Below are 12,089 nucleotides of genomic sequence, written 5' to 3'. Positions count from 1 at the left end.
CAAACGCCCTGTTTTGCATAGAAATTCGCGTCGGGGTGGAGACAGCCGCCTCGCGACACCTGCTATAATCCCGCCATGCAAATTACTACCCGCCTTGAATTCGATGCCGGTCATCGCATCCCCTGCCACAAAAGCCAATGCCGCAATCTGCACGGCCATCGTTACGCCATGGAAATTACCCTGTCGGGCGACATCATCCAGCAGGATGGCAGCTCCGATAACGGCATGGTGATGGACTTCTCCGACGTTAAAGCCATTGCACGCGAGAGTGTGGTGGACGTATGGGATCATGCGTTTCTGGTCTACAAGGGCGATGCGGATGTGCTGAACTTCCTCAACAGCCTGCCCAATCATAAAACGGTGGTGATGGAGAGCGTGCCAACTGCCGAAAACATGGCGGCAGAAGCGTTTCGTATCCTGAATAGCCGTTATCAGGATGTATATGGCAATCATCTGAAGCTGGAACGCGTACGTCTGTATGAAACGCCAAACAGCTGGGCTGATGCGCTCGCCTGAGCGTTATCAGTTTCCCGCCCTTCGGTAACGTTCTCGCAGACTTACCCGGGCTTTACCCTAACAGCGCAGGTGTTTCCATCACCTGCACCAAAGCCTGACCCCAATCCTGTAGCCTGAGACTCCAATCCTGCTCCAGCAAATCACCATCCAGCCGTGAATTGGCTGGCCGGGCTGCCGGGGTCGGATATTCGGCCGTCGTGATCGCCCTTACTGCCTCCGAAGACACGCGCAATGGCGGCAAGTCGCGCTCGGCCTGCAGTCCTTCATACGCTTGCAGGATGGCGACAGCAAAGCCATACCAGCTGGTGTATCCGCTGTTGGTGAGGTGATAAATACCACTGAGCTCTGGTTGCCAGGATTTCAACAGGGTAAGCGTTGCGCTAGCGATATCGTGACTGCTGGTGGGTGCACCAAATTGATCTGCGACAATGCCCAGACTATCGCGCTCGCGGGCGAGCCGCAGGATGGTATGCAGGAAATTCTTGCCATAAGCGCCATATACCCAGCTGGTCCGCAAGATGAGATGCTGCGGACCAGCCTGTTGCACGGCCTTTTCCCCTGCCAGCTTGCTGGCACCATAGACGCCAAGAGGGTTGGTCATGTCGGTTTCGCGATAGGGCTTGCTGGCGCGGCCATCAAACACATAATCCGTTGAGTAATGCACCATGCGCGCGCCCAGCTCTGCCGCCTCTTCCGCCAGGATGCGCGGCGCTTCAGCATTAATCGCATACGCCAGATCGGGTTCGGTTTCGGCCTTGTCCACTGCGGTATAGGCAGCGGGATTCACAATCACATCGGGGCGCAATGTGCGCACAGTTTTACGGATGGCGGCCGCGTCAGATAAATTGAGCGCAGCGCGATCCAGCGCCGTGACCGTGCCCCAGGTAGCCAGCATGGGCAACAATGCATGACCAACCTGACCATGCACACCGGTGAGTAAGATACGGGGAGAAGTCAATGGGAGCGATTCAGGGGAAAGTTAATCGAAACAAGGCGCTAACAGGAAATCCAGTCCACGGCTGTCTTTGGCAGAAAGCGCAGGCGGTGCGGTCAGTTGCCAGTCAATGTTCAGCGTGGGGTCATCCCAACGTATGCAGCACTCATGCTCGGGGGCATAAAAATCGGTGGTTTTGTACAAAAACTCGGCAAACTCGGATAACACGACAAATCCATGGGCAAAGCCTTCTGGCACCCACATCTGCCGGCGGTTTTCTGCCGAGAGGATCGCACTGGTCCAGCGCCCAAAGCTGGGGGAGCTTTTGCGCATATCCACGGCCACATCCAGCACTTCGCCCGCCACCACCCGCACCAGCTTACCCTGGGGCTGCCGAATCTGATAATGCAGTCCGCGCAATACGCCCTTGGCAGAAGCAGAATGATTATCCTGCACAAAATTGGGGCTGAGACCCGTCAGGGCTTGAAATGTATTCTGGTTGTAGCTCTCGAAAAAGAATCCCCGGGCATCGCCAAACACTTTGGGTTCAAAAATCAGCACATCTGGCAAACCTGTTGCAACGACTTGCATCAAAACACCCTTTCTTTCAGCATGCGCGTCAGATATTGGCCGTAGCCATTCTTGCTGTACAAAGCGGCAATCTCTTCCACCTTGGTGGCATCAATATAGCCCATGCGGTAGGCAATTTCTTCCGGGCAGGCCACTTTGAGGCCTTGCCGCTTTTCAATGGTTTCTATAAACAACGAGGCCTCCAGCAAGGACTCGTGCGTGCCGGTATCCAGCCAGGCATGACCACGCCCCATCACTTCCACCTTGAGCTGGCCCGTAGCCAGGTAATGATTGTTGATGTCGGTAATTTCCAGCTCACCGCGTGGCGATGGCTTGAGCGATGCCGCGATATCGCTCACCTGGTTATCGTAGAAATACAACCCGGTGACTGCGTAACGGGATTTTGGCGTAGCTGGTTTTTCCTCCAGACTCACCGCCTGGCCTTGCTCATTGAATTCCACCACGCCATAGCGCTCAGGATCATTCACCGGATAAGCAAATACCGTGGCACCACTGGTACGATGGGCGGCGGCATGCAGGTCGCTGCCCAGATCATGCCCGTAAAAAATATTGTCACCCAGGACCAGCGTGCTGGGTGCATTGCCCAGGAACTCGCGGCCAATCAGAAACGCCTGGGCCAGCCCGTCAGGCGATGCCTGAACGGCATATTGAATATGAATGCCCCACTGGCTGCCATCCCCCAGCAATTGCTCAAAACGCGGCGTATCCTGCGGCGTGGAAATCAGCAGGATATCGCGGATGCCAGACAGCATCAGCGTCGACAGCGGGTAGTACACCATGGGCTTGTCGTAAACCGGCAGCAGCTGTTTGGAGACGGCCTGCGTCACCGGGTAAAGCCGCGTGCCGGAACCTCCGGCGAGGATAATGCCTTTTCTCATGCTGCGCTCTCCGCATAATGCTGATCCAGCCAGCGGCGATATTCGCCAGAGTTAACGTTCTCAACCCAATCCTGATGCTCCAGATACCAGGCCACGGTTTTGCGGATGCCGGTTTCAAAACTTTCCTGCGGTTTCCAGCCCAGCTCGCTGTATAGCTTGCTGGCATCAATGGCATAGCGGCGATCATGGCCTGGCCGGTCTTTGACGAACGTGATCTGCTCCCGGTAACTCTGCCCATCCTTACGAGGCTGCAAGCTGTCGAGGATGTCACACAGCAATTGCACCACATCCAGATTGGCCTTTTCATTCCAGCCACCAACGTTATAGGTTTCCCCCACCCGTCCGGCTTCCAGCACGCGGCGAATGGCACTGCAATGGTCTTTCACATAGAGCCAGTCACGAATCTGCTGACCGTCGCCATAGATAGGCAATGGCTTGCCCGCCAGGGCATTCAGCAGGCACAGCGGGATGAGTTTTTCAGGAAAATGATACGGGCCGTAATTGTTGGAGCAATTGGTAGTTAAGGTAGGCAGGCCGTATGTGTGTTGATATGCGCGGACCAGATGGTCGGAAGCCGCCTTGGATGCCGAGTAAGGGCTATTCGGCGCATAAGGCTTAGTCTCGGTAAAGGCCGGATCATGCGCCGCCAGCGTGCCATAAACTTCATCGGTGGATACATGCAGAAAGCGGAATGCACCCTGCTCACTAGTATCCAGGCTGCTCCAGTAGTGGCGAGCCTCCTCCAGCAGGTGAAAAGTACCGACGACATTGGTCTGAATAAAGTCTTCCGGCCCATGAATGGAGCGGTCGACATGGCTTTCCGCAGCAAAATTAAGAATGGCGCGGGGTTTGTGCTCAGCGAGAAGCTTGGCTACCAGTGCCCGGTCTCCGATATCACCATGCACGAAGACATGATCTGGATGCTGTGCTACATCCTGCAGATTTTGCAGATTGCCTGCATAGGTAAGTTTGTCCAGATTGACAACGCGTCCCAGACCAGCCGCCAGCCAGTCCAGCACAAAATTGGCGCCTATGAAACCCGCGCCACCTGTTACCAGAATCGTATTGTTCAAGATTAATTGCTTTCGATTATTCGGTTTGCTGCAACTCTTGCCAGACACATGCCCCGCCCTTGGCGAGACCTTGCAGGTATTGCTGGTGGGCCGCAGTTTCGGTCTCATCCGCCAACACCACTTTTTGCGAGATGGCCTGTATCTGTAGGGCATCATTATCATCGTTATGCACCGGGGTATCCAGCATGTCGATGATCAGACTCTCCTGACCACGCGTCATCGCCAGATACACATCCGCGAGCAGCTCGGCATCGAGCAAGGCGCCGTGCAAGGTGCGCTTGGAATTATCAATACCAAAATGGCGGCACAAGGCATCCAGGTTGTTACGCTGCCCTGGACGCATTTCCTTGGCCATCTTCAGCGTGTCGATAATGCCACTGGCAACGGACTCGATGCCGGGCTTTTCAATGCGGCCCAATTCGGCGTTCAGAAAGCCGACATCAAACGGGGCGTTATGAATAATCAGCTCGGAATCCTGCACAAAATCCAGAAACTCGCCGACGACATCGGCAAAGCGTGGCTTGTCCTGTAAAAACTCCAGGGTAATGCCGTGGACTTCCTGCGCCCCGGCATCTATCTCGCGGTCGGGATTAAGGTAGACATGGTAATGCTGGCTGGTAATGCGGCGATTGATGACCTCCACCGCCGCAATTTCAATAATGCGATGGCCTTGTGCGGGATAAAGGCCGGTAGTTTCCGTATCCAGAAATATCTGTCTCATGCGCGTTCTTTCGCCTCCAAGGCTTGCAGCACCCCCTGATTCGCCAGGGCATCGGCACGCTCATTGCCCGCGTTACCTGCGTGCCCTTTCACCCACAGCCATTCAATATTGTGCGGCTGCACGGTTTGATCCAATTCGCGCCAGAGGTCTTCGTTCTTGACGGGCTTCTTGTCGCTGGTACGCCAGTTGCGCGCTTTCCAGCCGGTCATCCATTCGGTAATGCCTTTTTGAACATACACGGAATCGGTGTAGATTTTGACTTGGCAAGGCCGCTTCAATGCCTGCAATGCACGAATGACAGCAGTCAGCTCCATGCGATTATTCGTGGTGAGCAATTCTCCGCCACACATTTCTTTCTCATGACCGCCCATGGCCAGCCATGCGCCCCAACCGCCGGGGCCGGGGTTCCCTTTGCATGCGCCATCGGCGTAGATGACGACGCAACCTTCTTCAACTGCCATAATTATTTGTCTCGATTTCGTTTGATTTTCTGGCTGGGCGATGCAACCAGCCGTGGCTTGATTCTGGCAGCATTCCAGTTGGGACGGATCACCCGCATGCCCAGCACGCGTTTGCGGGCCACCACAAAATACACGCCGCCGCGCATCGGCCACCAACGCCCACCTGCCTGATCCAGAAAACGGCTGCGCTCCAGCCAGCGTGCGCTGACCCAGGGTGGCGCATAGCAGGTCATGCCGGTGCTGATTATCTCAAAACCCAGCAAGGCTAGCCAATCCTTAATGCGTAACAAAGGTAAAAAGTTGCCATGCCAGGGGTACCCTTGCCGCTTGCCTAGCATACGCTTCACGCCCCAGCTGCTGAGCGGGTTGAAGCCACTGATCATGAGGTGCCCTTCTGCCACCAGTACCCGCTCGGCTTCGCGCAGGGTCTGGTGCGGATCCTCACTGAAATCCAGAGTGTGGGGCATGAGCAATAAATCGATGGTATTCGCAGAAAAAGGCAGCTGGGTGGAATCACTAAGCACTTCGCCGCGCTCCTGATCCGTGTGAAACATGAATGGCATGCGGCATTGTTGCAGTAAATTGGCTTGCGGCAGGCCAATTTGCAGGGCATTGAAGCCGAACACATCGGCCACGGCCTGGTCGAACAGACATTGCTCGCGTTCCAGCAGATAGGCACCAATAGGCTTTGCCAGCCATGACTGCTGATCGTCTATTGACATTTATTCCTCAACATCGAAGTATCCCATCATGTATGACATTATTCCCATTCAGGCATTTTCAGATAACTACATCTGGATGCTACACGCCCATGGCCAGGCGGCAGTGGTTGATCCAGGCGATGCAGAACCCGTATTGCAGCAACTCGCCGCATCCGGGCTTCAACTCCAGACCATCCTCATCACTCACCATCACAACGACCATATCGGCGGCGTGGAAAGACTGCAACACGAAACCGGGGCTCGGGTATATGCCCCGGCACGCGAAAACTATGCCTTCACACATCAACCGGTGCATGAGGGCGACCAGATAGAGCTCGACTTCCTGCCCTTGTCGCTGACCGTGCTCGAAGTCCCTGGCCATACGCTCGGACATGTGGCCTATTATGGCGCAAAGCTTCTATTCTGTGGCGATACCCTGTTCAGTGCAGGCTGTGGCCGCCTGTTTGAGGGAACGCCTGCCCAGATGCTGGATTCACTCAACAAGCTGGCCGCGCTGCCAGCGGAAACTGCCGTCTATTGCACGCATGAATACACCGAACACAATTTGAAATTCGCCCGACAGCTGGACCCCACCAACACCGCCCTGCTGGCAAGACAGGCGCAAGTCGCGCAGTTGAGACAGCAAGGTCTGCCCAGCTTGCCCAGCACACTTGCCATCGAGCGCGAGAGCAATCCTTTCCTGCGCTGTGCAAGCCCAGCCATCCAGCAAGCTTCCGGCATACATGAAGCGAATCCGCTCGTTGTTTTTACCGCCATCCGCGAAATGAGAAATCATTTTTAATCATTAACATAATTGAACATGTTAAAGCTGAACTTTGCCTTGACTTTGAAGGCGGGCATTGGCTACTATTGCATGAATTTCAGCTATTTAAGACATCGCCTCATGACTATGCAACGCATACTGAAGCTGGTTATCCTGGCATTTCCGTTTTCCTTCCCCGTCTATGCAGACCGCAACCTTGCTGGTGATGACATCATCGTTCTCAGCGAACCCATACGCGACAGTAGCATTGACCCCTCGATCCAGTTTTCCTCACGCTTGCAGAACGATCCGGTATTGAACTACGTACCAGAGCTGGCAAGCAGCCAGCCGGGCCATTCCGCCGCCGAACTGGCGCAAGTTTCGACCGATAATCTGTGGCAACGCATACGCAATGGCTATGGCATGCCAGAGGTAGACTCCCCCTACACCGCGACCCATGAAGCCTGGTATGCCGCCCGTCCTGACTATGTAAGACGCATGGTAGAGCGCAGCCAGCGCTATCTGTATCACGTAGTGGTCGAGGTTGAAAAACGCGGCATGCCTACGGAAATTGCACTGTTGCCCATGGTAGAGAGTGCGTTCAATCCACAGGCATATTCCAAAAGCCATGCCTCGGGCATCTGGCAATTCATTCCGTCCACGGGCAAGAATTTTGGGCTCAAGCAGGACTGGTGGGTGGATAGTCGCCGCGATGTGACGGCAGCCACTGATGCCGCATTGACCTACCTGCAGAAGCTGCATCTGATGTTTGGCACCTGGGATCTCGCGCTCGCGGCCTACAATGCGGGCGAAGGCACTGTCAGCCGAGCGATTGCGCGCAACCGACAGCAAGGCCTGCCCACCGATTACAACAGCCTGCCCCTTCCTCCCGAAACCCGAAATTACGTTCCCAAGCTGCAAGCGGTCAAAAACATCATGACCAATCCTGAACTCTACGGCTTGAACATCCAGACCATCCCCAACCGGCCATATTTCACCAAAGTCACCGCGCCGCAACAGATTGATGCCCACCTGGCCGCCAAGCTGGCCGAAATTTCGTTTGAAGAGTTTTCGTCGCTCAATCCCGAGTACAACCGGCCGGTACTGACTGCGAGCGGTAGCGCGCATGAAATCCTGTTGCCGATAGGCACCGCAGAAACTTTCAAGGCCAATCTGGAGGCTTACGACAAGCCATTGGTCAGCTGGCAGACCTACCATGCCAAACGAGGCGAGCGCATGGCAAACATTGCCCGCAAATTTGGAATTCCACTTGCCGAACTACGCAACGTGAATGATCTGCCATCGCGTGATAACCTGATCATGGCAAGGCCCCTGCTTGTACCCATGGACAGTGACAGCAAAACCGACGCCAACATCGTGATGGCCGAGCATGTGAATATCGCCGAGCCTGCTGCTGCAGTGGAAAGCACCCGCATTATTCGCTATAAGGTAACCGGCAAAGACACGCTGCTCAGCATTGCAAAACGCTACAAATTATCCACGCAGCAGTTGATGGCACAAAATCAGTTAAAGTCCTCTAAACTGAAACCCGGCCAGATACTGAACGTCGCTTCCGCCCCTGCCTCCATCAGCAAAGCCGTTGTCGCAAGCTCCGCAAACCGCAAGGCTGAAGTGAGCAAGGCCAAGCTGGTGGCCAGCAAAAAGAAGCAGCGCTACATCGTACAGCGTGGCGATACGCTGGAGAGCATCGCCAGAAAATTCGATGTCGCCCGGGATGAGTTGCAGCGCTGGAACAAGATAAGCGGTTCACGTATTGTGCCTGGCGCGATACTCACCGTTGCCAAGCCAGATCAAGCTTGATCCCTTTGTAATTCCCTTGTTAATGGAAAGGCCGCTTTTGCTTAAACACCTGTCCTTGCGCATGGGCATTCTGGTATCCATCGGCCTGCTGATGACCGCGTGCGGCAAAGTGCCTGGCGGCAATGCCGCTGACTTTGACCAATCCTATCCTCCCAGCTCTGGCGGCACGCTGATTGATGCCACCGCAGGCGAACCCAGTGGGCTTATTCCCATGATTGCAGGTGAAGCGGCGGCTTCAGCCGTCGCCAGCAATATCTTCAACAGCCTGCTTAAGTACGATAAAAATCTCGAACTGCAAGGCGAGCTGGCGCAAAACTGGAGCGTATCGCCTGATCAGAAAACCATCACCTTCAAGCTCAAGCCTGGGCTCAAATGGGCCGATGGCAAGCCATTGACCAGCGCAGATGTCCTGTTTACATGGAAGCTGGTGACGGATGACAATACGCGTACGCCCTATGGCTCGGATTACAAGCTGGTGATACGCGCCGAAACGCCGGACGCGGCAACCTTCAGAGTGAGCTACGCCAATCCTTATGCGCCCGCGCTGGATTCCTGGGCTGGCTTGCAGATACTGCCGGAACATCTGCTCAAGGGGCAGGATATCAATACCACCTCATTCCGCTTCAAGCCGGTGGGCAGTCATTACTACAAGCTGGAAGAATGGAAGCCGGGCGAACGTATTTCACTGGTGCGCAATCCCAACTCCACGCAGGGGCCTCCGCGCATTGATCGTCTGGTATCGCGCTTTATTCCAGACCCTGCTGCGCAGTTTCTGGAGTTGCTGGCGGACAATATTGACTCGATGACGCTGAACCCGATTCAGTACTCACGCATCGTGCCTTCGCGTGAGGATCTGAAGCAAAAGCTTGCGCTCTACAAAGAGCTCGGCAACAACTACACTTATCTGGGCTTTAACCTCAAGCACAAGCCGTTTGATGACATCCGCGTCAGGCAGGCCATCAATTACGCTATCGACAAACAGGAACTGATTGATGGCGTATTGTTAGGCATGGGTGAACCCGTGTCCTCCCCCTACAAACCTGGCACGCGCTGGACCAATCCCGACCTGTCGCCTTACCCTTACGACCCCAACAAGGCCATTGCGCTCATGAAAGCGGCGGGCTACACCGGGCGCGACAAAGAAGGCTATCTGTTGCGAGATGGCAAACGTCTGAGCTTTGATATTCTGACCAATCAGAACAAGCAACGCGAAATGAGTGCGGTGCTGGTGCAGCGCCGCCTGAAAGAAATTGGCATAGACGCCAATATCCGCGTCATGGAATGGGCAAGCTTCATTGGCCGCTTCATCAAGACTGGAGATTTTGATGTGGTATTGCTGGGCTGGGGCCTTTCCCTGGACCCTGACCAATACAGCATCTGGCATTCCTCGCAGCAGGCGCCCGGACAATTCAACTTCATCGGCTATAACAACCCGCGTGTGGACAAACTGCTGGAGCAAGGCAGGCTGGAGCTTAATCCGGACAAGCGCATGAAAATCTACCATGAGTTTGCCAGCATCCTGCTCGCCGATAGCCCCATCGTTTACCTGTATGCAGGCTACGGCTTGCCCGCGATCCACAAGCGCGTCAAAGGCATCGATAATCCTGCCCCGCCCGCTGGCATTGGTTATAACTCCTATGACTGGTACATACCTCCGCCATTGCGGCGCAATGAAATCAGCCAATAAGGTGCATGCATGATCCGCTATCTCTTGAAACGCTTGTTCTGGATGGTGCCGCTACTGGTCGGTATCAGCCTGATTTCCTTTTTGATCATGCATCTGGCGCCAGGCGACATCACCAATTCGGAAGCCAGTTTCAACCCCAAGGCCAGTGAAGAGTCTCGGCAAAAGTTGCGCGAGCTATACAATCTGGATAAACCCGTCATCGTGCAATATGGGCTTTGGCTGAAACGCATGGTCAAGCTGGATTTTGGCACTTCCTTCGCCTCACACCAGAAGCCGGTATTCTGGGAAACCAAAGATGCCGAGGGGAATGTCATCAAGGGCATGATCCAGGAAGCACTGCCGATTACCTTATTGATTAATGTATTGAGCCTAGGCCTGATTATTTTTGCGGCGGTGCCTTTGGGGGTGGTTTCGGCCATTACCCAGAATCGACCACCAGATCGTGCCATTACCCTGTTTGTGTTTATCGGTTTTGCCATTCCCGGCTTCTGGCTGGCGCTGATGTTGATGTACTGGACGGGCGTAGTGCATGATTGGCTGCCTATCTCCGGCATACATAGCCTTAATCACGACAAGATGAGCGCCTGGGGCCAATTGTGGGATACGCTGACCCACCTGGCGCTCCCTGTATTTATTTCAGGCCTGAGCGGGCTGGCAGGCATTTCACTGTTTATCCGTAATGGCATGCTGGATGTGCTGCATCAGGATTACATCACCACCGCACGCGCAAAAGGGCTCGCTGAAAACACCGTGGTGTATCGCCATGCCCTGCGCAACGCCATGCTGCCATTGATCACGATTCTGGGCCTGGCGATTCCCGGGCTGATAGGCGGCTCCGTCATTGCCGAATCCATTTTCGCCATTCCCGGAATGGGCAAGCTGTTTTACGATGCCGTTCTCATGCGTGACTTTCCGGTCATTATGGGCATCCTGACAATAGGGTCCGCATTGACGCTATTGGGTAATCTGATCGCAGATCTCGCCTATGCCTGGGCGGATCCTCGCGTGCGACGGGGAGTCATGTAACCATGCCTAACAAATGGCGCCAGGCCTTGCGCAATCCATTGGCTTTAAGTGGCTTCATCATCATTTTCGGTATTCTGCTGTTGGCGATACTGGCGCCTTTCATCGCGCCATACGACCCCAACGCCATCGACGTCAAAGCAATTCTCCTCGGGCCTTCCCTGCAACATCCCATGGGGACAGATGGTCTCGGCCGCGATGTGTTCTCGCGCATGTTGTTCGGCGCTCGCATTTCCCTGCTGGTGGGCATCGTGGCTGTCGGCATTGCCACCAGTATCGGTATAGTACTGGGCGCCATCTCAGGGTATTACCGTGGCTGGGTCGACGTAGTCATCATGCGCCTGGTCGATGTCATGCTGTCGATTCCGACGTTTTTCCTCATTCTGGCCGTCATAGCCTTTTTGACCCCCTCCATCTGGAACATCATGATCGTCATCGGGCTTACCTCCTGGATGGGGGTTACCCGTCTGGTACGCGCAGAATTTCTCAGTTTGCGGGGGCGTGAATTTGTGATGGCCTCGGAAACCTTGGGCGCACGCGACTTCCGTATGATCTTTATCCATATGCTGCCCAATAGTCTGACGCCCATCATGGTGAGCTTCGTACTGGGCGTTGCCAGTGCAGTTCTGGTGGAATCCGGGCTGAGCTTTCTCGGGCTCGGTGTGCAAGCACCACAAGCCTCATGGGGCAATATCCTCACCGATGGCAAGGAGTACATCCAATTCGCCTGGTGGCTTTCGCTGTTTCCCGGCGTTGCCATCCTGCTCACCGTGTTAGGGTATAATCTGCTCGGCGAAGGCCTGCGCGACGTGCTGGACCCTCGCACAAACAATACTCGATAAAAAATCTGATCCGCATGGTGGCGGCTTATCCCCGGGATACCCGACACCGCTTGGCATGATGCCTGCCGCGATCAGTCC

Annotated in this window: 13 protein-coding genes; 6 read left to right on the top strand and 7 right to left on the bottom strand. The window is 55.0% G+C overall.

Annotated features, from left to right (window positions below; translation table 11 throughout):
• Window positions 1–75 precede the first annotated feature (75 nt).
• The gene (gene queD / locus FNL37_RS06595) at window positions 76–516 is read left to right on the top strand and encodes a 6-carboxytetrahydropterin synthase QueD (protein ID WP_013442299.1); all 441 of its coding nucleotides are present in this window, start codon (window positions 76–78) and stop codon (window positions 514–516) included.
• Window positions 517–568: 52 nt separating this feature from the next.
• Here queD and rfbD read toward each other — a convergent pair whose 3' ends face one another.
• From rfbD to FNL37_RS06560, 7 genes are read right to left on the bottom strand one after another with little or no spacing between them, the layout of a single operon-like run.
• Window positions 569–1,474, bottom strand: a complete 906-nt coding sequence (gene rfbD / locus FNL37_RS06590) for a dTDP-4-dehydrorhamnose reductase (RefSeq protein ID WP_159355582.1) — start codon at window positions 1,472–1,474, stop codon at window positions 569–571.
• 21 nt (window positions 1,475–1,495) lie between these two features.
• On the bottom strand, window positions 1,496–2,041 hold the full coding sequence (gene rfbC, locus FNL37_RS06585) for a dTDP-4-dehydrorhamnose 3,5-epimerase (protein ID WP_015830136.1): 546 nt from the start codon (window positions 2,039–2,041) through the stop codon (window positions 1,496–1,498).
• Window positions 2,041–2,919, bottom strand: a complete 879-nt coding sequence (gene rfbA, locus FNL37_RS06580) for a glucose-1-phosphate thymidylyltransferase RfbA (protein WP_015830137.1) — start codon at window positions 2,917–2,919, stop codon at window positions 2,041–2,043. The genes rfbC and rfbA overlap by 1 nt, the downstream gene beginning before the upstream one ends.
• On the bottom strand, window positions 2,916–3,992 hold the full coding sequence (rfbB, locus tag FNL37_RS06575) for a dTDP-glucose 4,6-dehydratase (RefSeq protein WP_015830138.1): 1,077 nt from the start codon (window positions 3,990–3,992) through the stop codon (window positions 2,916–2,918). The genes rfbA and rfbB overlap by 4 nt, the downstream gene beginning before the upstream one ends.
• Before the next feature lie 16 nt (window positions 3,993–4,008).
• The gene (dnaQ, locus tag FNL37_RS06570; RefSeq protein WP_015830139.1) at window positions 4,009–4,713 is read right to left on the bottom strand and encodes a DNA polymerase III subunit epsilon; all 705 of its coding nucleotides are present in this window, start codon (window positions 4,711–4,713) and stop codon (window positions 4,009–4,011) included.
• Window positions 4,710–5,174: a ribonuclease HI gene (gene rnhA, locus FNL37_RS06565; protein ID WP_015830140.1), complete on the bottom strand. Its 465-nt coding sequence runs from the start codon at window positions 5,172–5,174 to the stop codon at window positions 4,710–4,712. The genes dnaQ and rnhA overlap by 4 nt, the downstream gene beginning before the upstream one ends.
• A 2-nt stretch (window positions 5,175–5,176) precedes the next feature.
• Window positions 5,177–5,896: a class I SAM-dependent methyltransferase gene (locus tag FNL37_RS06560; RefSeq protein ID WP_015830141.1), complete on the bottom strand. Its 720-nt coding sequence runs from the start codon at window positions 5,894–5,896 to the stop codon at window positions 5,177–5,179.
• Between the two features lie 28 nt (window positions 5,897–5,924).
• Between FNL37_RS06560 and gloB the strand changes: the two genes are divergently transcribed.
• From gloB to FNL37_RS06535, 5 genes are all read left to right on the top strand, one after another.
• The gene (gene gloB / locus FNL37_RS06555) at window positions 5,925–6,677 is read left to right on the top strand and encodes a hydroxyacylglutathione hydrolase (protein WP_015830142.1); all 753 of its coding nucleotides are present in this window, start codon (window positions 5,925–5,927) and stop codon (window positions 6,675–6,677) included.
• An 18-nt stretch (window positions 6,678–6,695) separates the two neighbouring features.
• A complete protein-coding gene (locus FNL37_RS06550; protein WP_015830143.1) occupies window positions 6,696–8,459 on the top strand; it encodes a lytic transglycosylase in 1,764 nt (587 codons plus the stop codon).
• A 61-nt stretch (window positions 8,460–8,520) separates the two neighbouring features.
• On the top strand, window positions 8,521–10,146 hold the full coding sequence (locus FNL37_RS06545) for a peptide-binding protein (protein ID WP_041370038.1): 1,626 nt from the start codon (window positions 8,521–8,523) through the stop codon (window positions 10,144–10,146).
• 9 nt (window positions 10,147–10,155) lie between these two features.
• Window positions 10,156–11,172, top strand: coding sequence for an ABC transporter permease (locus FNL37_RS06540; RefSeq protein WP_015830145.1), 1,017 nt, complete (start codon window positions 10,156–10,158; stop codon window positions 11,170–11,172).
• A 2-nt stretch (window positions 11,173–11,174) separates the two neighbouring features.
• A complete protein-coding gene (locus FNL37_RS06535) occupies window positions 11,175–12,011 on the top strand; it encodes an ABC transporter permease (RefSeq protein ID WP_013442311.1) in 837 nt (278 codons plus the stop codon).
• The last annotated feature ends 78 nt before the right edge of the window (window positions 12,012–12,089 follow it).

This window comes from Methylovorus glucosotrophus (assembly GCF_009858335.1).
GTDB lineage: Bacteria > Pseudomonadota > Gammaproteobacteria > Burkholderiales > Methylophilaceae > Methylovorus > Methylovorus glucosotrophus.
This window is presented reverse-complemented; position numbering and strand designations above follow the sequence as displayed.